This is a genomic window from Kribbella lupini, assembly GCF_039529595.1.
In the GTDB taxonomy this organism is placed as follows: domain Bacteria; phylum Actinomycetota; class Actinomycetes; order Propionibacteriales; family Kribbellaceae; genus Kribbella; species Kribbella lupini.
Window position 1 is genome coordinate 589225 of record NZ_BAAANC010000001.1, and the last position, 24949, is coordinate 614173.

Annotated in this window: 23 protein-coding genes; 8 read left to right on the forward strand and 15 right to left on the reverse strand. The window is 69.4% G+C overall.

Annotated elements, in window-relative coordinates; all coding sequences use genetic code 11:
* Positions 1–79: 79 nt before the first annotated feature.
* The 3 genes from ABD235_RS02700 to ABD235_RS02710 are packed head-to-tail and all read left to right on the forward strand — an operon-like array spanning position 80 to position 2909.
* A complete protein-coding gene (locus tag ABD235_RS02700) occupies positions 80–721 on the forward strand; it encodes an O-methyltransferase (protein WP_344168753.1) in 642 nt (213 codons plus the stop codon).
* Positions 718–1359, forward strand: coding sequence for an ABC transporter ATP-binding protein (locus tag ABD235_RS02705; protein WP_344168756.1), 642 nt, complete (start codon positions 718–720; stop codon positions 1357–1359). Before ABD235_RS02700 ends, ABD235_RS02705 begins: the two co-directional genes overlap by 4 nt.
* On the forward strand, positions 1356–2909 hold the full coding sequence (locus tag ABD235_RS02710; RefSeq protein ID WP_344168759.1) for a DUF6297 family protein: 1554 nt from the start codon (positions 1356–1358) through the stop codon (positions 2907–2909). The genes ABD235_RS02705 and ABD235_RS02710 overlap by 4 nt, the downstream gene beginning before the upstream one ends.
* Here the strand turns inward: ABD235_RS02710 and ABD235_RS02715 are convergent.
* Positions 2878–3228 carry a nucleoside triphosphate pyrophosphohydrolase family protein gene (locus tag ABD235_RS02715; protein WP_344168763.1) on the reverse strand — a complete coding sequence of 117 codons (351 nt, stop codon included), beginning with the start codon at positions 3226–3228 and terminating at the stop codon, positions 2878–2880. The genes ABD235_RS02710 and ABD235_RS02715 overlap by 32 nt on opposite strands.
* Positions 3229–3351: 123 nt before the next feature.
* On the opposite strand from ABD235_RS02715, the gene ABD235_RS02720 reads away from it, so the two are divergent.
* On the forward strand, positions 3352–4371 hold the full coding sequence (locus ABD235_RS02720; RefSeq protein ID WP_344168766.1) for an STAS-like domain-containing protein: 1020 nt from the start codon (positions 3352–3354) through the stop codon (positions 4369–4371).
* Positions 4372–4449: 78 nt separating this feature from the next.
* Here the strand turns inward: ABD235_RS02720 and ABD235_RS02725 are convergent, their stop codons facing one another.
* The 4 genes from ABD235_RS02725 to ABD235_RS02740 all read right to left on the reverse strand — a co-directional run bounded on the left by ABD235_RS02725 (position 4450) and on the right by ABD235_RS02740 (position 10505).
* A complete protein-coding gene (locus tag ABD235_RS02725) occupies positions 4450–5694 on the reverse strand; it encodes a hypothetical protein (protein WP_344168769.1) in 1245 nt (414 codons plus the stop codon).
* 12 nt (positions 5695–5706) lie between these two features.
* Positions 5707–7242: an alkaline phosphatase D family protein gene (locus ABD235_RS02730; RefSeq protein WP_344168772.1), complete on the reverse strand. Its 1536-nt coding sequence runs from the start codon at positions 7240–7242 to the stop codon at positions 5707–5709.
* 83 nt (positions 7243–7325) lie between these two features.
* Complete coding sequence (locus ABD235_RS02735; RefSeq protein WP_344168775.1) at positions 7326–9548, reverse strand: RICIN domain-containing protein; 2223 nt, start codon at positions 9546–9548, stop codon at positions 7326–7328.
* Between the two features lie 57 nt (positions 9549–9605).
* Positions 9606–10505: a peptidoglycan recognition protein family protein gene (locus ABD235_RS02740; RefSeq protein ID WP_344168778.1), complete on the reverse strand. Its 900-nt coding sequence runs from the start codon at positions 10503–10505 to the stop codon at positions 9606–9608.
* A 232-nt stretch (positions 10506–10737) separates the two neighbouring features.
* On the opposite strand from ABD235_RS02740, the gene ABD235_RS02745 reads away from it, so the two are divergent.
* The gene (locus ABD235_RS02745; protein ID WP_344168781.1) at positions 10738–11667 is read left to right on the forward strand and encodes a DUF4268 domain-containing protein; all 930 of its coding nucleotides are present in this window, start codon (positions 10738–10740) and stop codon (positions 11665–11667) included.
* Positions 11668–11749: 82 nt separating this feature from the next.
* Positions 11750–11944: a hypothetical protein gene (locus ABD235_RS02750; RefSeq protein WP_344168784.1), complete on the forward strand. Its 195-nt coding sequence runs from the start codon at positions 11750–11752 to the stop codon at positions 11942–11944.
* On the opposite strand, the gene ABD235_RS02755 is transcribed toward ABD235_RS02750, so the two are convergent.
* Complete coding sequence (locus ABD235_RS02755) at positions 11884–12960, reverse strand: LLM class flavin-dependent oxidoreductase (RefSeq protein WP_344168787.1); 1077 nt, start codon at positions 12958–12960, stop codon at positions 11884–11886. The two genes, ABD235_RS02750 and ABD235_RS02755, sit on opposite strands and share 61 nt — an antisense overlap.
* Before the next feature lie 189 nt (positions 12961–13149).
* On the opposite strand from ABD235_RS02755, the gene ABD235_RS02760 reads away from it, so the two are divergent.
* The gene (locus ABD235_RS02760) at positions 13150–15033 is read left to right on the forward strand and encodes a glycoside hydrolase family 76 protein (protein WP_344168790.1); all 1884 of its coding nucleotides are present in this window, start codon (positions 13150–13152) and stop codon (positions 15031–15033) included.
* A gap of 24 nt (positions 15034–15057) precedes the next feature.
* Here the strand turns inward: ABD235_RS02760 and ABD235_RS02765 are convergent, their stop codons facing one another.
* The 5 genes from ABD235_RS02765 to glnA all read right to left on the reverse strand — a co-directional run bounded on the left by ABD235_RS02765 (position 15058) and on the right by glnA (position 20681).
* On the reverse strand, positions 15058–16596 hold the full coding sequence (locus ABD235_RS02765; RefSeq protein WP_344168793.1) for a sensor histidine kinase: 1539 nt from the start codon (positions 16594–16596) through the stop codon (positions 15058–15060).
* A complete protein-coding gene (locus ABD235_RS02770) occupies positions 16593–17312 on the reverse strand; it encodes a response regulator transcription factor (protein ID WP_344168796.1) in 720 nt (239 codons plus the stop codon). Before ABD235_RS02770 ends, ABD235_RS02765 begins: the two co-directional genes overlap by 4 nt.
* 31 nt (positions 17313–17343) lie before the next feature.
* Positions 17344–18174: an ABC transporter permease gene (locus ABD235_RS02775; RefSeq protein WP_344168799.1), complete on the reverse strand. Its 831-nt coding sequence runs from the start codon at positions 18172–18174 to the stop codon at positions 17344–17346.
* Positions 18171–19085: an ABC transporter ATP-binding protein gene (locus ABD235_RS02780; RefSeq protein ID WP_344168802.1), complete on the reverse strand. Its 915-nt coding sequence runs from the start codon at positions 19083–19085 to the stop codon at positions 18171–18173. Before ABD235_RS02780 ends, ABD235_RS02775 begins: the two co-directional genes overlap by 4 nt.
* A 171-nt stretch (positions 19086–19256) precedes the next feature.
* Positions 19257–20681, reverse strand: coding sequence for a type I glutamate--ammonia ligase (glnA, locus tag ABD235_RS02785; RefSeq protein WP_344168805.1), 1425 nt, complete (start codon positions 20679–20681; stop codon positions 19257–19259).
* Positions 20682–20850: 169 nt separating this feature from the next.
* On the opposite strand from glnA, the gene ABD235_RS02790 reads away from it, so the two are divergent.
* Positions 20851–21315, forward strand: a complete 465-nt coding sequence (locus ABD235_RS02790; RefSeq protein ID WP_344168808.1) for an RDD family protein — start codon at positions 20851–20853, stop codon at positions 21313–21315.
* Positions 21316–21337: 22 nt separating this feature from the next.
* Here ABD235_RS02790 and ABD235_RS02795 read toward each other — a convergent pair whose 3' ends face one another.
* From ABD235_RS02795 to lipA, 4 genes are all read right to left on the reverse strand, one after another.
* A complete protein-coding gene (locus ABD235_RS02795) occupies positions 21338–22618 on the reverse strand; it encodes a class I SAM-dependent methyltransferase (RefSeq protein ID WP_344168811.1) in 1281 nt (426 codons plus the stop codon).
* Between the two features lie 193 nt (positions 22619–22811).
* Positions 22812–23183 (reverse strand): VOC family protein, encoded by a 372-nt coding sequence (locus ABD235_RS02800; protein ID WP_344168813.1) that lies wholly within the window; start codon positions 23181–23183, stop codon positions 22812–22814.
* A 66-nt stretch (positions 23184–23249) separates the two neighbouring features.
* Positions 23250–23945, reverse strand: coding sequence for a DUF4191 domain-containing protein (locus ABD235_RS02805; RefSeq protein WP_344168816.1), 696 nt, complete (start codon positions 23943–23945; stop codon positions 23250–23252).
* A 36-nt stretch (positions 23946–23981) separates the two neighbouring features.
* Positions 23982–24899, reverse strand: a complete 918-nt coding sequence (gene lipA / locus ABD235_RS02810) for a lipoyl synthase (protein WP_344168819.1) — start codon at positions 24897–24899, stop codon at positions 23982–23984.
* Positions 24900–24949 lie beyond the last annotated feature (50 nt).

A 24949-nucleotide genomic window follows, 5' to 3' on the forward strand; every position in this document is an offset into this window, starting at 1 on the left:
GAAGGGGTCGGTGTCGAGCGGTCGGACAACCCGTAGAGACTACAGGCGACCGAACACGACGAGGAAACGGCGGAAACGGATGGGCAACCAGGTCCAGGTGACCGACCAGCTGCACGACTACATGGTGGCGCACGGGATGCCGCTTGACGAGATCGCCACCGAGCTCGTCGCGGAGACGCAGAAGCTCGGCTCGGCCGCCGTCATGCTCACCACGGCCGACCAGGCCGCGCTGCTGACGACGCTGACCCGGCTGATCTCGGCCCAGCGCGCGGTCGAGATCGGCACCTTCACCGGCTTCTCCGCGCTGGCGATCGCGCGCGGCCTGGCCGACGACGGGCAGCTGATCTGCCTCGACGTCAGCGACGAGTGGACCTCGATCGGCCGCAGGTACTGGGAGCGCGCCGGCGTCGCGGACAAGATCGACCTGCGGATCGGCGACGCGCACCAGTCCGCCGCCGAGCTGGACGGCGAGTTCGACCTCGCCTTCGTCGACGCGGACAAGCCGGGCTACATCGAGTACTTCGAGCACCTGGTCCCGCGGATCCGCCCGAACGGCCTGCTGCTGTTCGACAACACGCTGGCCGGCGGCCGCGTGGTCGGGGTGCACGACGAGGACCCGGTCGACCGCAAGGAGTTCAACGCGCACGTCGCCGCCGACGACCGCGTCGACGTGGTGATGCTCGGCATCGGCGACGGGCTGACGCTGGTTCGCAAGCGATGACCAAAGCGGCTCCCCGGCTCGCGGTGACGGGCCTGCGGCACCTGTACGCCGACCGGCCGGTGATCGAGGACCTGACGTTCAGCCTGCCCGCCGGCCGGGCGGTTGCGCTGGTCGGTCCGAACGGCGCGGGCAAGACGACGGTGCTGCGCTGCATCGTCGGCGCGCACGAGCCGGCAGCGGGCAAGATCCTGCTGGACGGCGTACCGATCGACGAACGCGCGGAGGTCGTCCGGCGAGATGTCGCCGCGCTGCTGGACGACCTGGACTTCTTCCCGGACCTGACCGCGGCCGAGCATCTCGACCTGCTCGCGCGGGCCCACGGCAACCCGGAGCCCGAGGATCTGGTCGACACGTTGCTCGACGACGTCGGACTGCTCGCGGCGGCCGATCAGCTGCCGGGGTCGTTGTCGTCGGGTCAGCGGCGGCGGCTCGCATTGGCGACCACGTTGGTGCGGCCGCGGAAGCTGCTCGTGCTGGACGAGCCGGAGCAGCGGCTGGACACGGCCGGCGTCGCGTGGCTGGCGGAGCGGCTGGTCGCGGAGAAGAAGGCCGGTACGTCGGTGGTTTTCGCGAGTCATGATCCGGCTCTGGTGGAGGCCGTGGCGGACTCCCGCGTCGAACTCACCCCGCTGCCATGAGCGCCGCGTCCGACGGCCCGGTGGTGTTCGACCCGGCCGACTTCGGGGCGATCCCGCGCTCGGTGGAGCTGCGGCGCTGGATGCGCAAGGTCCGGCGCGGCAAGGCCGACCGCACGTTCTGGCAGCAGTTCGAGGACGTCTACCTGGTGATCTTCGCGCTGGCCATGCTCGGCGCGACCGGCGGGAACGTCGTACGGCACCTGAACAACAAGTCCGCGGCGTGCTCGTCGGCGTCGTGCGGCTGGTTGCTGGACACGGTGCCGTGGATCCTGGTGCCGCTGCTGGTGTCGTGGATGCTGCGGGTGCTGCTGAGCGTCGGGCCGGTGTCGGCGTCGCGGGCAACGGGCTTTTGGTTGCTGGCGACACCTGTCGATCGCGGGGCGTTGCTGCGGCCGGCGTACCGGTTGGTGATCGTGGTGGCGGCGGTGATGGGCGCGCTGGCGGCCGTGATCGGGTTCGCGCTGTTCGGCGCGGGGTGGTCGACCGTGGGCGAGGCGGCGCTGCTGACGGTGCTGCTGCTGGTCGGTACGGCGTGCGCGACGGTGTGGGCGCAGCAGGTGCCGGCGCGAGGGCGGTGGGCGCTGCGGATCGCTGATCTGTTGCTGGTGGTTGCGGCGGTTCCGGCGTTGATCTTGGCGACACAAGCTGGGAAGAAGACCTCGCCGGAAAGTCTTGAAACCCTGAGCATGTTTGCTTACAGCGAAGTGAACAGCGGTCTGAGCGACTATCAGGTGCGGCTGCTGGTGACGGCTGTCGTGGTGGTTGTCCTTGGCGGTGCTCTCGTCTTCTTCACCGCTCGTACGCTGGCTCGTCTTCCCAAGCAGAGCGTGGTCGCCGGTGGTGATCTGCTCGCCGGGATGGCCGGTGCGGCGATCACCATGGACGTCAGCCTGCTGGCCGACGTCGTCGCCGGGCGGCACTGGCGGACCGTCGGGCGGCTGAAGTCGCGGCGCGGGCGGGGTGAGCGCGTGCAGGCGATCATCCATCGCGAGTTCCTCCGGGTGCTGCGCTGGCCGCGCCGGCTGGTCGTGGGCGCCGGGTTGCTCGTCGTTCCGTACGCCGTCGCCGGGACCGGGTACGACGTGCTCGTGCCGATCGCGGCGGGCTTCGCCGGGTTCGCGGCGACGCGGCCGTTGATGGACGGGCTGCGGTCGGTCTGCCGGTCGACCGGGCTGGTGCGCGCGCTGGGGATGGACCTGAAGGACCTGCGGGTCGCGATGTCCGTCGTACCGGGTGGGTTCGTGCTGCTGTGGACGCTGGCCGCGTCGCCGGCCCTCGGCAGTGCGCCGACGACGTTCGCGGTCGCGGCCGGAATCCTGACCGGAGTTGTCCGGCAGGCGTCCGCCCGCCCACCGTCGTACGCCGGCCCGCTCGTCGCTTCGCCCATGGGCGCGATCCCGCCAGGCCTGTTCTCCCAGCCGATCCGCGGCTTCGACCTGCTCCTGCTCTGCCTGCTGCCAGTTCTGTTCGGCTGGCCCCCGCTGTGGTGCTACGTGATCCCAGGCATCGTCCTGGCGATCATGTTCTCGATCCGCCCGAAGACGGCGTGACCGCAGCGTCCAGCTGCGCCTCGCGAATGAGCCACTTGCGTTCGACGGCGGCCGGTACGTCGACCTTGTGGTGACGGGCGAGCAGCAGCAACTGGCACAGCACGTCGGCGAACTCGAGCTCGAAGGCGTCCCGGATCTCGGCCTCGCTCAGACCCTTGGTCCGGGCCCGTCCGGTGACCTGCAGGTAGGACTGGGTCAGCTCGCCCAGCTCCTCCTGCAGCTTGAGCAGGAACCAGTCCCCGTCCCGCTCGATCCCCAGGTACTCGCCGTACCGCTCCGAGATCCGCTCGGCCCGCTCGCTCAGTTCGGTGATGTCCACGGCAAAAGCTACAGGAAATTATAGAATTTATGGATGAGGGGTCGCGAAATCTACAGCAAGTTGCAGATTTTGGCTCAAGTCAGCAGTAGAATCTACAGCGAGTTGTAGATTTTGAGGAGTGTTGTGGGCGAACTGAAGTCGATCAAAAGTGTCGCGGCGGAGCTCGGACTGTCACCCAGTCGCATCCGGCAACTGACCGACGCTGGGGTGTTCACTGCCGACCGAACCAGCGGCGGACATCGCCGATACGACATCGAGGCCACCCGGTCGGCCTGGATGAATCACCGTCTTGGTCGTACGACGGTCGCCGTTCAGCACCAAGAGCCGTCGGAGCTGCTTTTCCAGCGCGAGTTCGAGCTCGATGGTCTGGCCGAGGACCGGGTGTGGTCGATCGTGAAGCCGAAGCTCGACCTCATCGCGGGTGGGCCGGCCGAGCAGATCTTGGCATATGCGTTCACCGAGATGCTGAACAACGCGATCGACCACTCCGGCGGAGCATATGTGGATGTCTCGGCCTTCGCCTCGGAGGGTGGGTTGCGGGTGATGATCCAGGACGATGGCAGAGGTGCGTTCGCGCATCTGGCCCACGGGTTGGGGCTGCCTGACAACTTCACGGCGATTCAGGAACTGACGAAAGGCAAGCGCACCACGGCGCCCGATCGGCACACCGGCGAGGGAATCTTCTTCACCTCCAAGGCGGTCGACGTCTTCAGGCTGTCGGCCAACGGAATCGATTGGACGGTTGACAACCTGCGCAACGACCAGGCGGTTGGCGTCTCCAGAGTGGTTGAGGGAACCACAGTCAGTCTGGAACTGGATCCGGCCACGGACCGCGACCTGTCCCAGTTGTTCCAGGAGTTCACCATCGACTACGAGTTCAGCCGAAGTCGCCCGGTGGTGAAGCTGTTCGAGTTCGGCGTGACCTTCGTCAGCCGAAGCGAGGCCAAGCGGCTGCTCGCGGGCATGGAAGTGTTCAGCGAGGTGGAGGTTGACTTCACCGGGGTCGAAAGCGTGGGCCAAGCCTTCGTCGACGAGATGCTGCGCGTTTGGCCCAGGCTCCACCCTGGAACAGTCATCAGCCCGACAGGGATGAACAGCGCCGTCGACTTCATGGTGAAGCGCGGGCTGACCCCACGGCCATGAGCAAGTCGGTGGCTGGTCCTCGATGCCAAGGCAAGGCGCCGAGGACCAACCCAATGCGCTGTGGTTACTGAGTGGATCTCACCAGCCGTTGTTGGCGAAAGAGTGGCCGAGGATGACCTGGTCGAAGGTGTTGCCGTCGTTGTCGTCGGTGTAGGCGACGGCGACCTCGGACCAGGGGGAGACGGCGACGGCCAGTTGTTCCTGGCGGCCGGCGGTGAGTTGGCTCAGGCGCTGGGCGGATAGGCGGCCGGTGTCGCTGCCGTCGGGGCCGAAGCCGCGGACCCAGACGTCGAGGTCGGTGGCCTGGGTGGTCCAGCCGACGACGGAGTTGGCCTGGTCGTCGATGCCGATCGACGGCTGGGTCGCCGCCGTGGCGACCTGGAGGTCGGCGTGGCGCGCCGTGCCGGTCGACGTGAACGATCGGGTGGCGGTCGTCGTACCGGACTGCCACGCGACCGCGAAGTCGCCGTTGAAGTTCGCCGCGACCGACGCGCGCGTCTGTTCACCAGTGAGGGTGGCGTTCGCCGTACGACGCGACAGGTTGACCGCGCCGTTCGTGCGCGCGAGCCGGACCAGACCGGCGTCGTACGACGCGTTGGCGTCGGCGTCGTCGTCCCAGACCACGACCGCGTCGCCGGAGGCCGAGACCGCGACGTCGGGATTGTGGTGCTGACCGGTCGTCGCCGACGCGGTCACCTCCCAGGCGCGCGTGGTCGGGCCGGTGAACCCGGCCGCCTTGATCGTGGCCGGCGTACCGGTCTGGATGTCCTCCCAGGCCACGGTGAACGCGACCGCCGCGGTCGACGGAGCGCCGTCGGGGTCGACGGCGACGCGCGGCTTGAGCTGCTGGCCGTCGGAGTTGCTGTTGGCGCTGCCCGAAGCGGTGACGGTACCGGCCGTGTTCACGACGCGGTACGGGACGTTGTAGTAGCCGTTGCCGTCCGGGTCGTCGGCCCACACCACGACGGCGTTGCCCTTGTCGTCCAGGCCGACGTCCGGCGTCAGGTGCCGCCAGTTGGTGACACCGCTGCCGCCGGCGGCCGACAGCTTCTTCTCGTACACGGCGGTGCCGTTGCGGAACAGCCGGAGATAGATCTCGCTGTGCGCGTTGTCCTCCGCGGCGGTGGTGTCGCGGTCGTCCTCCCAGACCACGGCGACGTACCCGGTCCGGTTGGTCGCGATCGCCGCCCAGTCCTGGTCGCCGGTCGCGGTGCTGTTCGCGGTGACCCAGGTCGGCGCGGCGACGGCGGCCTCGGCGGCCTGGGTCATCCCGACGGTGAGCAGGGCCGAAACCACGGTGATCCCCAGAAGCTTCTTCTTCATGGTCGTTTCCCCTCAGACCGTCTGCAGGCCGGGACGGCCCTCTTCGACGACGAACGACTTCACCGTGGTCGCGGCGGCGCCGTGCTCGGAGACCTTCGCCACCGCGCGGAAGTCGGCGCGCATCTGCGTGGGGCTGAGCGTCGTCCGGATGTAGCCGCGGCGGTTGTTGTAGAACTTCAGCCACGGGTTCGTACCGACGTCCGGGATCGCGGTCGCGCCGTCACCGTCGCCGCTGGAGCTGACCGAGCTGGTGACGAGCTCCTGGCCGATCACCGCCGACGCCGGGTTGTTGTAGTCGGCAACCAAGTTGCTCGCCCAGGCACGATGCACGTCGCCGGTCAGCACGACCGGGTTGCGCACGCCGCGGTCCACCCAGCCCTGCTGGATCCGGGCACGGGAGGCACGGTAGCCGTCCCACGAGTCCATGCTCGCGCCGGTCGCGTTGAATCGGCGCGCGAAGAACACCTGCTGGCCGAGGATGTCCCACGTCGCGCCACGCTGGGCGAGGTTGTTCAGCAGCCAGGTCTCCTGCGCGTTGCCGGGCAGGCTGCGGCTGGCCAGGTCGGCGTCCGAGCAGACCTTCCAGCCGTCGCCGCAGGCCTGGTCGTTGCGGTACTGCCGGGTGTCGAGCATGTGGAAACTGGCCAGCTTGCCCCACGGCAGCTTGCGGTACAGCGGGATGCTCGCGCCGCTCGGCGCCTGCGCGGGCCGCAGCGGCATGTTCTCGTAGTACGCCTTGTACGCCGCGGTCTGCCGCGCGGTCCACTGCGCCGCGGTCAGCGCCGGCGTGCTGTCGGCGCGGATGTTGCCGGCCCGGTTGTTCTCGATCTCGTGGTCGTCCGGTACGACGATCCACGGCGCGGCCGCGTGGGCGGCCTGCAGGTCCGGGTCGGACTTGTACTGCGCGTACCGGCGGCGGTAGTCGGCCAGCGACACGATCTCGGACGTGCCCGCGTGCAGCCGCGGGCGGCCGGCGGTCGCGCCGTACTCGTAGATGTAGTCGCCGAGGTGCAGGATGACGCCCGGGTTGTCCTCGGCCATCCGGCGGTAGACGGTGAAATAGCCCTCCTCGTAGTGCGAGCAGGAGGTGAACGCCATGACGAGGTCGCGGCCGTTCGTGCCCGGCGCGGGAGCGGTCCGGGTGCGGCCGACGGGGGAGAGGTGACCCTGGGCGCGGAAGCGGTAGAAGTAGTCGGCGTCGGGGTTGAGCCCGCCGGCGACGACGTGCACGGAGTGGGCGGCGGCGTACGTCGCGATGACCGAGCCGGACGCGACCAGCGTGGTGAACCGGTCGTCGGTGGACACCTGCCAGTCGACGGCGACGTCGGCGTTCGCCATGCCACCTTGGCCGTCCGCGTTGAGCGGGGAGGGCGCGAGGCGCGTCCAGAGGACGACGCTGCTCGCATCGGGTTCGCCGGACGCGATCCCGAGCTGGAACGGGTAGGGGACCGCGGCGGTGGCGTTGACGACGCTGGAGTACGCGGGCACGGCAGCACCGGCTGCCGCCAGCCCACCGAGCACAAAGGATCTACGACTGATCGGAGTCATGGTCTCACCTTCGGAACGGGGCGGAAAGTTCGTTCCTATGGTGAGACCATGTCCGTAACTTTTCTACAGCAGAGCGTGAACTCTTAGGGGTAATTGACCCACTGGGCGACGTTGGTGCTCGAGTTGGAGGGGCCGCCGGTGGTGTTGATGACGTGGGCGATCGTGCCGCGGCCGCCGAGAGAGACCGTGACCATGTTGTGGAACTTCACGCCGGTCTTGTTCGGGACCTCGAAGGCGCGGTCGGCGATGATGCTCGCGTCGCTGGTGAAGACGCAGTAGCTGCCGAGCCCCCACGCCTCGTGCGTGGTGACCGAGTCCGCGACCTTGTAGGCGGCGTACCCGCGGGTGGACCCGTTCATCCAGGCGGCCTGGTTCGGCGGGTCGTACGGCATCTCGTTCTGGTAGAAGTACGTCCGGCCGCCGTTGCCGTTCCAGATCGTCTGGTACTTCTGGTAGTGCTCGACGAACAGCCCGTACGCCGTGACGTCGTCGCCGTTGACGACCAGGCCGGTGTCGGCGGTGTTGGTGTTCCAGCCGACGCCGATCGAGTGGTCGCCGCGCCACAGCCAGGCGTGGTCGAGGATCACGTCGTCGCTGTTGATCCGCAGCGTCTCGGTCGCCTTGCCGACCGCCGAGCCGCCGATCCGGAAGTACACGTCGTGCAGCGACGTCGGGTTCGCGCTGTGGTCGGCCGAGGCGCCGGTCTGGCCGACCTCCATCAGCAGCGGCGAGTTCGTCGGCGCCGCGTCGATCAGCAGGCCGGCGATCTTGACCCCGTCGACGTCGGCGACGGTGATCGCGCTGTTGCCGTTGGTCGGCATCACCGTGGCCAGGCCGAGGCCGAGGACGACGGTGTCCGGACGGGTGATCCGCAGCGGCTCGCTGAGCCGGAAGATGCCCGGGGTGAACAGGATGTTCTTGCCTGCGGCAACTTCCGCGTTGAGCGTCGCGGCCGAGACCCCCGGCTTGGCGATGTAGAACTGGCTGATCGGCAGCGACTGGCCGGCGGGGTTGCCGCTGGTCCAGCTCGGGCCGGCCGAGTTCGTCCTGACGGCCGGGACGAACACCTGGTACGCGCCGGCGTTGTCGATGTAGAGGTACGGCTTCTCCCGGACCACCGGCGTCTGCGCGACCTTCGTGTACGGCGGGTTCGGGAACGTGCCGGCCGGCGCGTTCTGCGCGCCGACGAAGACCATGTTCCAGTTCTGGCCGGTCCAGCTGCCCCAGTTGGTGTTCCGCGACAGCCACTGCTGCTGGCTGCCCGACCGGACCTGGCCGTCGACGAGCGTGTCGGCCATGAAACCGCCGCTGGCCCAGCCGCCGTCGTCCAGCGCGAGGTTGCCCTTCAGATGCATCCGCCGGTACGCCGACGCCTGGCTGACCGCCCACCGGTCGAGACCGCCGGGCGGTGTGACCGACAGGCCCTCGGCGCCGCGCCAGAAGTTGTGGGTCGCGTTCTGCGGCGGGAACCAGTCGGCCTCGACGTGCACGGCGCCGTTGATGTTCACGCTGTCCGGCGTCAGGCCGAGGCCCGCGACCTGGGTGAAGAAGCCGACGTTCGCGCTGACGTTGTAGCTGCCCGGCTTGAAGAGCAGGGCGTAGCGCTGTTCGCCGTACTGGTTCTCCTCCTGCTGGGTGAACACCTGGTCCAGGCGGCTCTGGATCTGGCTGGCCGGCATCGACGGGTCGAAGACCGACACGTTCGGGCCGAGGTCCGGCGTACCGGGCGGGTTGGTCGGGGGAGTGCCGTCCACAGGGCTGATCCTGAACGATTGGGCGGCGCTGCCGTTGCAGGTGTACTGCTGCAACTGGACGCTGTCCGCGGTCGAGGCGGACGGGACGTCGAGGCACTTGCCGCTGTGACGGTTGACGAGGTGGTAGGCGCCGTCGGCCTCCTCGACCGGGCGGAACTGCTGGTTGTTTCCGTTGCCGAAGGCCCACAAGTGGATCAGGGCGCCGTCGGCGACGGAGACGTTGCTGACGTCGAGCACCTGGGTCGGGGTGTTGCGGGCGTTGATCCGCACGTAGCCGTCGGAGGTCGGCTGGAACTGCCACTGCTGCGCGGTGCTGCTGTTGCAGGTGTACTGCTGCACGGCGGTGCCGTTCGCCGTACCGGCCGCGCGCGCGTCGACGCACTTGTTGCTGTGCTTGGCGGTGACGGTGTTCCAGCCGGTGGGGGAGATGGCGGCGGTGGCGTCCGGCGAGGTCACCACGGACAGAGCGGTGGCGACGACGGCGGCCACCAGAGACGCCGCGACCGCCGCGCGGGCACGCGGCGGTCGACGGAGCGGGGCGACTCCAGGCATGGGTGTTCTCCTCTGAAAGGGAATGACCTCAAAGGAAAACGAACTTCTTTACTTAATTCAAGAGGTAGAAGAAGGGTTGTCGGATTCCGGAACCGCTTCCGGTGCGGTCTGCTGCGCCGCGCCGTTGGGCAGCGCGGCGAGGATGGCGTTGAAGCGGCGGACGTAGTCCTCGTAGCGGCCGGCCTCCTGGTTGACCAGGCCCTGCACGCGGCGCTGCAGGTCGGCGTACCGGCCTTCCTCCTGGTCGGTCAGGGCCTGCACGCGGTTGGCCAGGTCGGCGTACCGCTGCGCCTCGGCGGTCTGGAACTTGCGCAGCTCGGCGAGTACCTCGTCGGCGTTTGCCATGTCGTCTCCATCGGGTCCGGCCCGCAGCACGGCGGCCAGGTTGGTACGGAAGGTGTTCATCGGGTTGTGGCCCGGGTCGTTCTTGCGGCGGGTGTGCTCGCGGTGACCGATCACCGCGAGCGCGTTCCAGCCGTGGAAGTCGCAGATCGCGGCGGCGTGCAGCAACGCCGTCCGGTACGCCGCCGCGGTCATCGCCCGCGCGCCGTCGTACCGGACCTCGTTGCCGTAGTAGTGCGCGTTGCCGTCGACGCTGTCGGCGCCCGGGCGCAGCTCGGACGTGTAGCCGGCGTAGTTCTGCGCGGTCACCCGGCTGAGCGTCGTCGCCGACCCACGCCCGGCGTGATTGGCCCGGCCGACCGCGCCGACGTGCAGGTCGCCGTCCATGTCGGTCGACACGTTGCACAACGGCCCCGGGATGCCGTCCTCGGGGCGACCGCGGACGAACAGGAAGTTCAGGTAGTCGTCACTCTGGGAGTTGCTGCCGGTGTGGTGCACGATCACCCCGCGCACGTCCCCGAACGTCCCAGGCCGTCCCCGCGTCCGCCATCCCGGGTACTCCCGGAACTTGACCCCCCACTTCCGCAACGCCGCCACCGTCTGGTCAGCCGTCATCGGTCGGGCCAAAACAACACCTCACACGCCTCACGTCTTCACCGACAGTGGCGAAGCTCGTACCGGGAGTAGTCCCCGCCCAGTCTCCAGGTAAACCTCACCGCCCGAGGAACCTACTCACTCCGAACGGGTCACGTCGAGGGATCGGCTGTAAGCATTCGGTGAACTGCAGCTGGAGGCCGCGCCGTCGTACGCTCTGGCGGCGGATCAACTGCTCGGACGCCTGACGGTCGTGCCCGCTCGCGAAGTGTGGCCGCACGAGGCCCACGACTTCACCCCCTGGTTGCTCGCCAACGTCGACGTGCTGTCCGACCTCCTCGGCATGGACCTCGTGCTGGACGTCGCAGAGCATCCCGTCGGCGGATTCTTTCTGGATCTGATGGGCCGGGACGAAGCCACCGGCACGACCGTCATCGTCGAGAACCAGTTGGAACCCTCCGACCACGCCCACCTCGGTCAGATCCTCACCTACGCGGCGGGGACCAATCCGACGACGATCGTCTGGATGACCACCGGCTTCCGCCCCGAGCACCGGGCGGCCATCGACTGGCTCAACGAGCACACCGACGAGGACACCCGGTTCTTCGGTGTCGAGATCCAGGTCGTGCGGATCGGCGAATCGACACCGGCCCCGGCGTTCAAGCTGGTTGCACAGCCCAACGACTGGGAGAAGCAGGTCAAGTCCGCGACGACCGGCGCGGCGTCCGGTCAGCTCAGCGAGAAGGGCAGGCTGTACTGGGATTTCTGGGACCAGGTCCGGACGAAGATCCAGGCCGGTCATCCCAGTTGGAGCCGGGCCCGTACGTCGACCAAGGCCTCCTGGTTCGACATGTCGACGGGCACCTCGGGAGCCTTGGTCTCGATGTCCTTCACCCGGGCCGGTCTCAGCGTGCAGTTGTACTTCGACGCGGACCCGGCCGTCAACGCGGCCAGGTACGAGGCGTTGCTCGCGCAGAAGGAACAGTTCGAGGCGGAGCTCGGAGCTCCCGCCGTCTGGGACCCGATGCCAGGGCGCAAAGCCGCCCGTATTGCGGTGTACTCCGACTTCTCCGACGTGGCCGAGACCGACTCCTGGCCGGCGATGACCGACTGGCTGTTCGACCGGCAAAGCCGACTGCGAGCAGCGATCGACGCGGTCGGCGGCATCCCGGCGGTGACTTAGCCGCCGACCGGTCGGATGTGCCGAAAGCGTGCCGTAAGAGATGCGCCGGAAGGGGCCTGCTCGCCTGCCCGTTGTCCCGGGTATGAACGTCATCCAGTACGCCGCCCGGCGCGCGGCCCGCGTCACCGGCCTGTCCGTGCTCGCCATCGGAGGGCTGATCGGCACCGAGGGGCGGGGTGCGCCGTCGTACGCGCAGTCGCACGGGAAGATCTGCACCTATCTGCCGGAGAGCAGCGGGAGGAGCTGGTCGCCGACGCGGACGATCTCGTCGCGGTAGGGGGTGTCGGAGAGGATGAAGTGGGTGAGGCCGAGGTCCTGGTACTTGCGCAGCGACTTGGCGACGTCTTCGGCGGAGCCGACGAGCCAGGTGGTGCCGGCGCCTCCGCCGCCGTACTTGCCGGGGGCTGTGTAGAGGTTGTCGTCGAGGACCTCGCCGCGGTCGGCGAGCTCGAGGAGGCGTTGCTGGCCGACGGCCTTGAAGCGCTTGGGGTTCGTGCCGTGGGTGTCGCGGAAGTTGGTGTCGAGCGCCATCTTCTCGACCTTGGCCTCGGCGTCGGCCCAGGCTTGTTCGGTGGTGTCGCGGATCAGGGTGGTGATGCGCAGGCCGTACTCGAGGGGCTTGTGCTCGCGGCCGAGCTCCTGCTGCAGGCCGTTGAGGCGGTCGACGCGCTCGGCGATGCCGTCGAGCGGTTCGCCCCAGAAGAGCTGGACGTCGGCGTCGGTCGCGGCGACGCGCTCGGCGGCGGGGGAGGCGCCGCCGAAGTACAGCCGGGGATGCGGGCGCCCTTCCCGTACGACGGGCCGGGTGGCGACCGTCGAGTTGGTGACCTGGAAGTGGTCCCCGGCGAAGGTGACGTCCTCCTCGGTCCACAGCCGCCGTACGAGCTGGAGGAACTCCTTGGTGCGCGCGTACCGCTGCGCCTGGTCGCCCTCGCTGTCGCCGTACGCCGCGAGGTTGTCCTGCCCCGAGACGATGTTGATCAGCAGCCGCCCGCCGCTCAGCTCGTCGAGCGTGCTCGCCGCCGACGCGAAGTGCGCGGGGTGCCAGTACCCGGGCCGGATCGCCGCCAGCGGCTGGAACGACGTCGTCCGCGCCGCGAGCGCCGTCGCCACGGTCAGCGTGTCCGGCCGGCCCCAGCCCGTCCCGAGCAGCGCGCCGCCCCATCCGTGCTGCTCGGTCAACCGCGCGAGGTCCGTCAGCCGCTCCAGGCTGTTGTGCCCGTCGGTGGTGTCGTCGCCGCGGTGCCCGGGCTGGACCTGATTGGGGATGTACCAGAGGAATTCGAGGCTCACGGCGGGACCTTTCGGCGGCGGACACGACGCAAAAGACTGTAATCCACCTGAACTACTGCACTTTGACTGTCTCATCGTTCGGCATTGACATCGTTGTCCCGGGTGGCGACGATACTGCCGCACGATGGAAGGAAACGTTTCCAAACCTCGGTCGGTCGAGCCGCCCTGGAGCCTCGAGGAGATCCGCACATGATCCTGAATCGTTCGCGCGTCCTGCGCGCGCTGATTGCCGGCGCCGCGTCGCTGGCCGTCGGCATGGTATCCGCGCTGCCCGCCGGAGCCGATCCGGGCGGAGGTGCCGACGGCCCGACCGCGACGGCGCGGGCCCGGGTCGCCGCCGACGTCCTGATGAGTTCGTACGAGCCGGTCAAGGCCTGGTTCCCCTCCAGCTGGTGGAACTCGGCCGTCGCCCTGCAGACCGTCGGCGACTACATGCAGCGCACCGGCGACCGCCGCTATCTGCCGCAGCTGGACAACACGTTCGAGAACGACAAGGGCGTCTTCCCGGCCGGCTACCTGTCAGGTGACCCGCTGCTCGGCAACTTCACCAGCCGCGCCATCGACGACTCGGAGTGGTGGGGCCTGACCTGGGTCCAGGCCTACGACCTGACCAAGAACCCGAAGTACCTCGACATGGCGGTCACGATCGCGCGGTACGTCGAGGGCTACTGGGACGACACCTGCGGCGGCGGGGTCTGGTGGGACGGCGAGCGCACGTACAAGAACGCCGTCACCAACGGTCTGTGGATCCGGCTCACCGCCGAGCTGCACAACCGGATCCCCGGTGACCGGCACTGGCTCGGCCGCGCGCAGCAGGGCTGGAACTGGTTCACCGGCAGCGGGTTGATCAACGCCGACGGGCTGGTGAACGACGGTCTGAACACCGGCACCTGCAAGTCCAACAACGAGACGGTGTGGACCTACAACCAGGGCCTGGCGATCGGTGCCGGCCTCGAGCTGTGGCGGGCGACCCACAACCCGCAGTTGCTGACGACGGTACGGCGGCTGGCGGACGCCGCGATCGGCGCCAAGGGCCTGGCCCCGAACGGAATCCTGACCGAGTCCTGCGAGGCGCCGGGCAAGTCGTGCGACGACAACCAGAAGCAGTTCAAGGGCATCTTCCTGCGCTACTGGATGGACCTGACCGACACCACGCACGACGCGCGCTACACCGCGTTCCAGGATCGGCAGGCCGCCACGGTCTGGGACAACCGCGACGCGGCCGGACGGCTCGGACTGCGGTGGGCCGGGGGCAGCTCGAACGTCTTCGACTGGCGGACGCAGGCCAGCGCGCTGAGCGCCCTGATCGCCGACGTACCGGCGCGGCCGCCCGTGCGGTCGTTGTCCGCGACCATGTCTCCGGCCCAGCCGGTGGTGATGGCGTCGAGTGCTACCGCGACGACAGTCAAGCTCACGGCTCGGATCCAGGCCACGGCACCGGCCGGGCAGCGGATCACGGCCGACGTCCGGGCAACTGCTCCCGCGGGCTGGACCGTGACGCCGAGCCGGGCGACGGTGACCCTGCGCCCGAAGGGCAACGCCGTACCGGCGCAGACGGCGGTCGAGCTCGAGGTGGCGATCCCTGCCGGTACGGCGGACGGCCGCTACCCGGTGACCGTGACCGCGAAGTCCGGCCCGCTCCTGGCGTTCAGCACGCGGGCCGACATCCTGGTGGCGCGCACGGTGGACTTCGACACCGGTACGGCGGCCGAGCTGCCGTGGCTGTGGGACGCCGGCGGATCGCAGAGCAACGGCGTCCAGAACCGCTTCGCCGACGGCAACGCGTACTTCGTCTACCGCTTCCCGTTCCCGTCCGGCACCACGTCGGCGTCCGCGACGCTGACCCTCGACAACGAGTACGTCGTCGAGGTGAGCGGCGACGGGCAGCAGTGGACCACCGTCGGGAGGGAGACCGAACATGCCCACGACGGCCAGAACAAGGCGGCGCGGACGTTCGACCTGACACCGCACCTCGGCCCGGACAAGGCGGCGTACGTGCGGATCTCGGACTCGTTCCCGGAGGAGGGCTGGGGCGGCCGGCTGTACCACCTCAGCGCCACCTACACCGGCTAGTTGGCGGCGACGTACGCCGGAACCTCAGGGGCGTGCAGCCAAGGGCAGCGTGATCCGGAAGCAGGCGCCTTCGCCCACGGCGGTGTGGAGTTCGATCTCGCCGCCGTGGGCCTGGGTCAGCGATCGGGCGATCGCGAGGCCCAGGCCCGCGTTGGCGCCGCCGGCGCGGCTGCGGGAGCGGTCGGCGCGGTAGAAGCGGTCGAAGACGCGGGCCGCCTGGTCGGGGGCGAGGCCGGGGCCCTGGTCGGAGATCTCCAGGATCGCGTGGCCGTCCGCGGTACCGACGCCGATCCGTACCGGAGTGCCGGCCGGGGTGTGGGCGACGGCGTTGCCGACGAGGTTGGTGACGACCTGGCGCAGCCGCGCTTCGTCGCCCCACACCGGCGCCGGTCCGGGCGGCCCACCGCCCGGCACCGGCGCGGGCCCAGGCGGCCCACCGTCCGATACCGGCGCCGGGCGGGGCGGTCCACCGTCGGACTGAGCAGCCGCCGTGAACAGACGGCTCGGCGCGGGTCCGGTGACCTCGACCGGCCGCGACGGATCCAGCGCCTGCAGATCGTGCCGGGCGTCGTTGGCCAGCGTCCGCAGGTCCATCGGGCCCGGCTCGAGCAGGGAGTCCGGCGCCTCGTCGAGCTGCGCGAGCAGCAGCAGATCCTCGGTCAGCCCGGCGAGCCGCCCGGCCTCCTGCTCGATCCGGCGCATCGTCGCGTCGACGTCGGCGGGTTCGGGCAGCGCGCCCATCCGGTACAGCTCGGTGAAGCCCTTGATGCCGAACAACGGCGTCCGCAGCTCGTGGCTGACATCGGAGACGAAGGCACGCATCCGCGCCTCGGAGGCCGACCGGTCGGCGAAGGCCTGTTCCAGCTGAACCAGCATGGTGTTCAGCGAGGCGGACAGCCGGCCGATCTCCGTGCCGGGTGCGGCCAGGTCGGGCACCCGGCGCGACAGGTCGCCTCCCGCGATGGCCGCGGCGGTCTGCTCGATCCGGCGGAGCGGCCGCAGACCGCCGTTCACCGCGAACCAGCCGGCGACGGCCAGCGCGGCCAGGGTCAGCGATCCCGCGATCAGGCTGCTCCGCCGTACTCGGGCGACGGTGGCGTCGGCCTCGGCGAACGAACCGGCCACGATCAGCGAGCCGGACGGCCGGGACAGCGCGATCGCACGCCACCGGCTGGCGCCGTCGGCCGACGTGACGACCACGGCGGGACCATCCGGCGGAGCCGTGCGGAGGTCGTCCACCCGCGGAAGCTGCTCCGGACCGATCCGCGGGGAGCTGACCTCGCCGACGACGGTGCCGGCCGGGTCGAGGAACACGAAGTACGGGCTGCCGAACAGGTCCAGTCCCAGTGCCAACTGTTGGGCGTTGGCGTCCACGCGTTCCGGGTTGGTCGGGGCGCCGGAGATCCGCAGCAGTTGTCCGACCGAGCGGAGTTCGGAATCCAGCCTGGTCTGGAGATGGTCCTGCAGCCGTGAGGTGACGATCGTGCTGCCCGTCGCGAGGCCGACCACGAGCAGGACCAGCGTGATCAGCAGCAGCCGGGACCGCAGCGACAGCCGCCTCACCGTCGCGGCTCGCGCATCACGTAGCCGATGCCGTGCACCGTCTGGATGAGTTTCGGCTCGCCGGTGTCGGCCTTGCGGCGCAGGTACGAGATGTAGGTGTCGACGATGCTCGCGTCCCCGCCGAAGTCGTAGGCCCAGACCCGGTCGAGGATCTGCGCCTTGGAGACGACGTGCCCGGCGTTCTGCATCAGGTAGTGCAGCAGGCGGAACTCCGTCGCGGACAGTCGCACGGCCCGGCCCGCCCGGGTGACCTGGTGGCCCTCGACGTCGAGCTCGAGATCGCCGACGGTCAGCAGTGCGGCCGGTACGCCGTACGTGCGCCGCAGAATCGCCCGGATCCGAGCGATCAGCTCCTCCAGGTCGAACGGCTTGGTCACGTAGTCGTCCGCTCCGAGCGACAGCCCGGTCACCTTGTCCGCCTGCCGATCGCGGGCGGTCAGGAAGAGCACCGGCACCGGGTGCCCCGGCCGATCCCGCAGTTGGCGGACGACCTCGAAGCCGTCCACGTCCGGCAGCATCACGTCGAGCAGGACCAGGTCGGGTGGTTCCCGTGTGGCGGCGGCGATCGCCTCGGCGCCGGTGGACGCCGAGGCGACCGAGAACCCCGCGAACCGCAGCGTCGCCGACAGCAGCTCGCGGACCGTCGCCTCGTCGTCCACGACCAGCAGACGCTCGGCGCCGGCCGGTCGGGTCACTGCGGTTTCCCCGTCGTCCATACTCGCCAGCCTACGGAGGCGCTGCCGAGGATCATCCGACCTCGCGGCGCCGAAAGACTACGAACGCGATGGCGAGCACCACCGCGATCCCGGCGGTCATGCCCGCCAGGTTGGTCCACGCGTCGGGGTACTCCGGCGTCGGATGCAGCGTCCGTACTTCGGGCCCGCCGAGCGACGGCCAGTACGCGAACGCCTTCTGCGCCCAGGACGGGAGCGCGCCGCCGAGCGCCGGCACCAGCAGCGTGATCCCGACCTGCACGGCCAGGCCTCCCGCCGTGGCTCGGGTCAACGTCCCGACGGCGACGGCCAGCAGACCGATGGCGGCCAGGTAGAGGCCGGTGCCGAACACGGCCGCGAGTACTCCGGGATCGCTCAGCGCCGCCGTCGGGGTGCCGTCGTGCCGGCCGAGCATCGCCTGACCGGCGAGGAAGGTGACGAACGACGTCACCTGCCCGGCCACCAGGGCAACGACCGCGAACACCGAGGTCTTTGCCGCCAGCAACAATCCGCGACGCGGCATCGCCGACAGCGACGTACGGATCGTGCCGGTCGCGTACTCCGAGGTGACGACCAGGATGCCGAGCACGCTGATGCACAGCTGCGCGAGGAAGAAGCTGTTCAGCGACAGCGCGGTCGGGTCCCAGGCCAGTTTGTCCTCGGGACTCAGGTTGCCGTAGGCGGAGTCGTCGCCGCTGGTGACGAGCAGGGTGACCGTGGTGCTGAAGGCAACCATTGCCAGCAGCGTCCACCGGACCGAGGGCAGGCTGCGGAGCTTCGTCCACTCCGAGCGGAGCAGGTCGGTGAACCGCACCTGGGCCCGGACGGCTGGGCTGGTCTCGGCCGGACGAGTCGCGGCGCTCATGACGTGGCTCCGGCGTACTCGACGCTGTCCTGGGTCAGTTCCATGAACACGTCCTCGAGCGACGGCGCCTGCGGAGTCAGCTCGGACAACGTGACGCCGTGGAACGCGGCGAGCTGCCCGATCTCGGTGGAGTCGAGCCCGGAGACGATCAGCGACCGCTCCAGCCCAGCCCGTACGACGCCGCCTGCGGCGGTCAGGTGCCGCGCGAGCTCGTCGGCGTACTGGGCGCGGACCAGTACGGTGCCCTCACCGTGCGAACGGGTGAACTCGCTCATGCTGGTGTCCGCGATCAACCGGCCCCGGCCGATCACGACCAGGTGGTCGGCGGTGACGGCCATCTCGCTCATCAGGTGGCTCGAGCACAGCACCGAGCGGCCCTCGGCGGCCAGCTTGCGCATGAAGTCCCGGATCCAGCGGATGCCCTCCGGGTCGAGCCCGTTGACCGGCTCGTCGAAGATCAGGATCTGCGGGTCGCCGAGCAACGCCGCCGCGATGCCCAGCCGCTGGCGCATGCCGAGCGAGAAACCGCCGGCCCGGCGGTGGCCGATCTTGTCCAGCCCGACCATGGCCAGCACCTCGTTCACACGGCGGCGCCCGATGCCGTTGCTCTGCGCGATCGCGAGCAGGTGGTCGTCGGCCCGGCGGGCCGGGTGCAGCGCCCCGGCGTCGAGCAACGCCCCCACCTCGGTCAGCGGAACCGGCAGCTGCGCGTACTCGCGGCCACCAACCCGCACCGACCCGTGCGTGGGCGCGGCCAGCCCCAGGATCATCCGCATCGTCGTGGACTTCCCGGCACCGTTCGGCCCGAGGAAACCGGTCACGTGCCCGGGCTCGACGGTGAACGACAGGTCGTCCACCACCAGGTCCGGCCCGTACCGCTTGGTCAGCTCACGTACTTCGATCGTCGTCATCCCCGCAGCCTGACCCGCCGTGCTGACCGGTTGCTGAGAGTTCCTGGGAGAACTCTGTGAACCGACCGCCCGCCGCGCGGCAGCAGCTGCCCGTCGTACAGGAAACTCTGCGAAAAACCTCGGGCCCACCCGCGCGAAGCGGATGGGCCCGAGGGTGCTGACGGCTACGGATCAGACGTCGTAGTACAGCTCGAACTCGTGCGGGTGGGGGCGGAGCTGGATCGGGGCGATCTCGTTCTCGCGCTTGAAGTCGATCCAGGTCTCGATCAGGTCGGAGGTGAAGACGTCACCCTCGAGCAGGAACTCGTGGTCGGCCTCGAGGGCGTCGATCACGGCCGGCAGGGAGGTGGGGACCTGGTTGACCGAGGCGTGCTCCTCCGGCGGGAGCTCGTAGAGGTCCTTGTCGATCGGGTCGGCCGGCTCGATCTTGTTGCGGATGCCGTCGATGCCGGCCAGCAGTTGGGCGGCGAAGGCCAGGTACGGGTTGGCCGACGGGTCGGGGCAGCGGAACTCGATGCGCTTGGCCTTCGGGTTCGAGCCGGTGATCGGGATCCGGATGCAGGCCGAGCGGTTGCGCTGGGAGTAGACCAGGTTGACCGGGGCCTCGAAGCCGGGGACCAGGCGGTGGTAGGAGTTCACCGTCGGGTTGGTGAAGGCCAGCAGCGACGGGGCGTGCTTGAGTAGGCCGCCGATGTACCAGCGGGCGGTGTCGGACAGGCCGCCGTACCCGGACTCGTCGTAGAACAGCGGGTCGCCGTTGCTCCACAGCGACTGGTGGCAGTGCATGCCCGAACCGTTGTCGCCGAAGATCGGCTTCGGCATGAAGGTCGCGGTCTTGCCGGCGTCCCACGCGGTGTTCTTGACGATGTACTTGAACTTCATCACGTCGTCGGCGGCGTTCAGCAGCTCGCTGAAGCGGTAGTTGATCTCCGCCTGGCCGGCGGTGCCGACCTCGTGGTGGGCCCGCTCGACGATCAGCCCGGAGTTCTCCAGGTGCTTGGTGATGTCGTTGCGCAGGTCGGCGAAGTGGTCGACCGGCGGCGCGGGGAAGTAGCCACCCTTGTAGCGGACCTTGTAGCCGCGGTTGCCACCCTCCTCGACCCGGCCGGTGTTCCAGGCGCCGGCCACGGAGTCGATGTGGTAGTAGCCCTCGTTCTGCTTGGTCTCGAAGCGGACGTCGTCGAAGACGTAGAACTCCGCCTCGGGCGCGAAGAACGCGGTGTCGGCGATCCCGGTCGACTTCAGGTACTCCTGCGCCTTGCGGGCGATGTTGCGCGGGTCGCGCGAGTACGCCTCACCGGTCAGCGGGTCGTGCACGAAGAAGTTGATGACCAGCGTCTTGTCCTTGCGGAACGGGTCCAGGTACGCGGTCGTCGGGTCGGGCAGCAGCGACATGTCCGACTCGTGGATCTGCTGGAAGCCGCGGATCGACGAACCGTCGAACTGCAGGCCGTCCTCGAAGACCTCGGGACCGAACGACGACACCGGGACGGTGAAGTGCTGCATGATGCCCGGCAGGTCGCAGAACCGGACGTCGATGAATGCGACGCCCTCGTCCTTGACGTAGGCGAGCAGCTCCTCAGCGCTGGAAAACATACATACTCCTCGGGGTGGCTCAGAGATTCATCTGAACGTAGGGCCTGCCGATTACTCGGCCGTGACCCCCATGTTTCGCGGATGTTAAGCCCAGCGTGTCCGCGCTGACCCACTGGAGAGGTGGGGGAGGCAGGTGAGATCTGCCGCGCCCCTCCGTAGGCTAGCCACTATGGCATCATCCGCACAGCCGGGGACAGGACCCGCCGAAGAGTTCCGCTATCCGGGCAACCGTCTCGGCCTGCCCGAGGACGGTCCGGGGTCGGTCGCCGGCTGGGGCCGCCGGCTGCTCGCGCTGCTGATCGACTGGTTGCTCGCGGGGTTGATCGCCTCGGCGATCACCGGTACGCCGATATGGGCCGGTGGCAACGATTACAGCACCGCCCAGCTGGTCACGTTCTTCGCCATGTCCGCTGTGCTGGCCGGGCTTGCGGGCTTCACACTCGGCCACCGGATCTGCGGCCTGCGGGTGATCCGGGTCGGCGCGCACGGCCCTGGGTACACCGCGCAGCCCGGCCTCCTGGCCGGGGTGATTCGCTCGCTGCTGATCTGCCTGGTGCTGCCCGCCGTCGTCTTCGACCGCGACCGCCGCGGCCTCCACGACCGCGCCGCGGGCACGATCGTCGTACGGCGGTAAGTTCGCGCCCGGTGACAGAAAGCTACCGCCGGGTGAGCAGCAGCTGGACGTCGTCCAGGTAGCCCGACCGGAATCCGGCCTCGGAGTAGGCCAGGTAGAACTCCCACATCCGGCCGAACGTGTCGTCGAAACCGAGGGCGGCGATGTTCGGCCACTGCTGGACGAAGCGGTTGCGCCAGATCCGCAGCGTGCGGGCGTAGTCCGGGCCGAGTGAGCGCAGCACCTGCGCGTGCAGCCCGGTGTGCTGGTTGGTGACGTCCTTGATCACCTTCACCGACGGGATCAGCCCGCCGGGGAAGATGTACTTCTGCACCCAGGTGAACGTGTTGCGCGTGGCCAGCATCCGCTCGTGCGGCATCACGATGGCCTGGACGACGGCGACGCCGTCCGGCGCGAGCCGCCGTTCGATCGCGTCGAAGTAGACCGGCCAGTACTTCTCGCCGACCGCCTCGATCATCTCCACGCTCAGCACGGCGTCGAACTCGCCGATCTGGTCGCGGTAGTCGCGCAGCGCGACCTGGACCCGGTCGCTGACGCCGGCGTCGGCGATCCGGCGCTGGGCGAGCAGGGCCTGCTGGGAGGCGATGGTGATCGCGGTGACCCACGCGCCGCGCTGGGCCGCGCGGATCGCCAGGCTCGCCCAGCCGCAGCCGATGTCGAGCACGCGGGAGCCCGACCGGACCCCGGCGGCATCGAGGATCGCGTCGAGCTTGTTCAGCTGGGCGGGCGTCAGTTCGTCGTACGACGCGGAGCCGAGATCGGCCAGCGGGTCCGCCGTACCGAAGTAGGCCGCCGAGTAGGTCAGCGTCGGGTCGAGGAACTCCGAGAACATCGCGTTGCTCAGGTCGTAGTGCCGGCTGACGTTCTCGCGGGCGCCGGCCCGGTCGTTCTCCTGCTCGCCCGGCTGGGACTTGGTCACCAGCCAGCGCAGCGACTGGGCCCACTTGGGCATCAGGTGCCGGGTCTGCTCGTTGTTGAACTTCTCGGCGAACGGCACCAGCAGGTCGGCCAGGTCGGTGCCCGGCTCGGGGTCCCAGTCGCCGGCCAGGAAGGCCTCGCCGAACCCGGAGCCGGCGTCCTGACCGAGCCGGTCCAGGAAGGGGCCGCTGCGGTGCACGCGCATCGCCGGGCCGCCCAGCCCGTACCGGCGGTTGTCGATCGAGATCGAGGCCGGCAGGTCCTTGGCGATGATCCGGATCGCCGCCAGCGCGCCGGCCCGGCGGACCGGGTTCGAACGGGGCGCCACCAGTCCAGGCCAGGTCGTGGCCTCCGGCTGGTGCACCGCCGGCATCACATCGGTCATTTCCTGTCCTCGCCCCTAGATCCGTCCTGGCCGCACTCTACGGTCGATCGGCGCACGGGACGTGCGACACCAGGCACAGGATTGTCCTCACGCTAGACAAACGCCGTCAACGCCCATCGGTTACCCCGGGATTTCCGGACCGGACCGGTGACTCGACGTGCCGGAGCGTGATCAAGCGATCGATCCAGGCGGGCTAACCCGCCCGTTGCCCCAGGTACAGCTGGTTGCCGTCCGGGTCCTCGGCGCGGGCCTCGCGCTCGCCCCAAGGCTGATCGGCCGGCTCCTGCGTGATCCGGCCGCCCGCCGACCGGATCGCCGCGACCAAGCCGTCGAGGTCGTCGGTGTAGAGCCACAGCGCGATCGGCGGCCGGCCCGGCGTACGCCGGAAGTCTGGGTCGTGCCCGAGCCCGACCGAGGCCTTGCCGAACTGCACGCTCACGTACGCCGGGGCGCCCTCCGGCGGGAACTGGTAGACCAGCTCACCACCGAGCACGTCGGTGTAGAACGGCAGCAGCCGCGGCAGGCCGGCGCTGGTCAGGATCGGGAAGACGTCGTCGACGGTCATGGGAAACCTCCTCGTTCACCAGGTTGGACGATCACCTGACGAACGAGAAGGCCCGAGATCGACGGGTCAGCGGCCCTTCATCGCCTGCCGGGCGCCCTTGAGGCTGGTCGGGACCGGCCCCTTCGGCATCGGCACCTGCGGGCGGACGGCGTCCAGCGCCTTCAGCCGCTGCAGCAGGTCGGTGATCTCGGACGGCTGCAGCGCCTGCGGGAGCTTCATCACGTGCTTGGTGAGCTTGCGGATGTCGACCTCGCCCTCACCCTTGCCGGCCACCACCGTGATCACCGGGGCGCCACCGGCGACCCGGCTGTGCTTCTTCTGCTCGGCGGTGAGCAGGTTCTTCACCCGGCTGGGCTGGCCCTCTCCGACCAGGACGATGCCCGGACGGCCGACCACGCGGTGCACGATGTCGGCGTTCTTGGTGACCGCGACGGCCGGCGACACGTTCCAGCCACGGCGCAGCGTCTGCAGCGCCGAGGCGGCCGCGCCGGCCTGGCCCTCGATCTGGCTGTACGCCGCCTTCTCGACCCGGCGGCCGAACACGATCGTCGCGGCCAGGAAGCCGAGCGCGACGCCGAGCGGGATCCAGATCAGCAGCGGGCCGACCAGCAGGCCGAGCACGACGAACACGGCGACCACGCCGAGGAAGATCCCGGCGAGCAGCAGCCCGATCCACGGGTCGGACTTCTTGGTCAGCTGGTACGCCGACCGGATCTGCTTCAGCCGGCTGGTCTTCTCGGCGGGGACGTCGTTCTTGGCCATCTCTACCTTGTCAATCTCTGTGTCGAGGGGGTCGTCCTAAGCATCGGTGGTGGCGGAGGTCATCCGCGACTCCACCGCCTGACGGTACAGGCGACCGGCCCGGTACGACGAACGGACGAGCGGGCCGGACATGACGCCGGCGAAGCCGATCTGCTCGGCCTCGGCCTGCAGCTCCACGAACTCCTCCGGCCGGACCCACCGCTCGACGGGGTGGTGCCGGACCGAGGGCCGCAGGTACTGGGTGATGGTGATGATCTCGCAGCCGGCGCCGTGCAGGTCGGCCAGCGCCTGGCTGACCTCCTCGCGGGTCTCGCCCATGCCGAGGATCAGGTTGGACTTGGTGACCAGGCCGTAGTCGCGGGCCTGGGTGATCACGTCGAGCGAGCGCTCGTAGCGGAAGCCGGGGCGGATCCGGCGGAAGATCCGCGGCACCGTCTCGACGTTGTGCGCGAACACCTCCGGCCGCGACGAGAACACCTCGGCCAGCTGCTCGGGCACGGCGTTGAAGTCGGGCGCGAGCATCTCGACGCCGGTGCCCGGGTTCAGCGCGTGGATCTGGCGGATCGTCTCGGCGTACAGCCAGGCCCCGCCGTCGTCCAGGTCGTCGCGCGCGACGCCGGTCACGGTCGCGTACCGCAGGCCCATCTTGACCACGGACTCGGCCACGCGGCGCGGCTCGTCGCGGTCCAGCTCCTGCGGCTTGCCGGTGTCGATCTGGCAGAAGTCGCAGCGCCGGGTGCACTGGTCCCCACCGATCAGGAAGGTGGCCTCACGGTCTTCCCAGCACTCGAAGATGTTGGGACAGCCGGCTTCCTGACACACGGTGTGGAGCTCTTCGGACTTCACCAGCGCCTGCAGCTTCTGGTACTCCGGGCCCATCTTGGCGCGCGTCTTGATCCACTCGGGTTTGCGCTCGATCGGGGTCTCCGCGTTGCGCACCTCGAGCCTGAGCATCTTTCGACCTTCTGGGGCGATCGTCACGCGTCCAAGAGTACGCCGGGCTG

Coding starts and splice junctions, on each gene's coding strand:
- ABD235_RS02700 (WP_344168753.1), top strand. CDS start 80: ATGGGCAACCAGGTCCAGGTGACCGACCAGCTGCACGACTACATGGTG.
- ABD235_RS02705 (WP_344168756.1), top strand. CDS start 718: ATGACCAAAGCGGCTCCCCGGCTCGCGGTGACGGGCCTGCGGCACCTG.
- ABD235_RS02710 (WP_344168759.1), top strand. CDS start 1,356: ATGAGCGCCGCGTCCGACGGCCCGGTGGTGTTCGACCCGGCCGACTTC.
- ABD235_RS02725 (WP_344168769.1), bottom strand. CDS start 5,694: ATGAAGAAGAAGCTTCTGGGGATCACCGTGGTTTCGGCCCTGCTCACC.
- ABD235_RS02730 (WP_344168772.1), bottom strand. CDS start 7,242: ATGACTCCGATCAGTCGTAGATCCTTTGTGCTCGGTGGGCTGGCGGCA.
- ABD235_RS02735 (WP_344168775.1), bottom strand. CDS start 9,548: ATGCCTGGAGTCGCCCCGCTCCGTCGACCGCCGCGTGCCCGCGCGGCG.
- ABD235_RS02740 (WP_344168778.1), bottom strand. CDS start 10,505: ATGACGGCTGACCAGACGGTGGCGGCGTTGCGGAAGTGGGGGGTCAAG.
- ABD235_RS02750 (WP_344168784.1), top strand. CDS start 11,750: ATGAACGTCATCCAGTACGCCGCCCGGCGCGCGGCCCGCGTCACCGGC.
- ABD235_RS02760 (WP_344168790.1), top strand. CDS start 13,150: ATGATCCTGAATCGTTCGCGCGTCCTGCGCGCGCTGATTGCCGGCGCC.
- ABD235_RS02770 (WP_344168796.1), bottom strand. CDS start 17,312: ATGGACGACGGGGAAACCGCAGTGACCCGACCGGCCGGCGCCGAGCGT.
- ABD235_RS02775 (WP_344168799.1), bottom strand. CDS start 18,174: ATGAGCGCCGCGACTCGTCCGGCCGAGACCAGCCCAGCCGTCCGGGCC.
- ABD235_RS02780 (WP_344168802.1), bottom strand. CDS start 19,085: ATGACGACGATCGAAGTACGTGAGCTGACCAAGCGGTACGGGCCGGAC.
- glnA (WP_344168805.1), bottom strand. CDS start 20,681: ATGTTTTCCAGCGCTGAGGAGCTGCTCGCCTACGTCAAGGACGAGGGC.
- ABD235_RS02790 (WP_344168808.1), top strand. CDS start 20,851: ATGGCATCATCCGCACAGCCGGGGACAGGACCCGCCGAAGAGTTCCGC.
- ABD235_RS02795 (WP_344168811.1), bottom strand. CDS start 22,618: ATGACCGATGTGATGCCGGCGGTGCACCAGCCGGAGGCCACGACCTGG.
- ABD235_RS02800 (WP_344168813.1), bottom strand. CDS start 23,183: ATGACCGTCGACGACGTCTTCCCGATCCTGACCAGCGCCGGCCTGCCG.
- ABD235_RS02805 (WP_344168816.1), bottom strand. CDS start 23,945: ATGGCCAAGAACGACGTCCCCGCCGAGAAGACCAGCCGGCTGAAGCAG.
- lipA (WP_344168819.1), bottom strand. CDS start 24,899: ATGCTCAGGCTCGAGGTGCGCAACGCGGAGACCCCGATCGAGCGCAAA.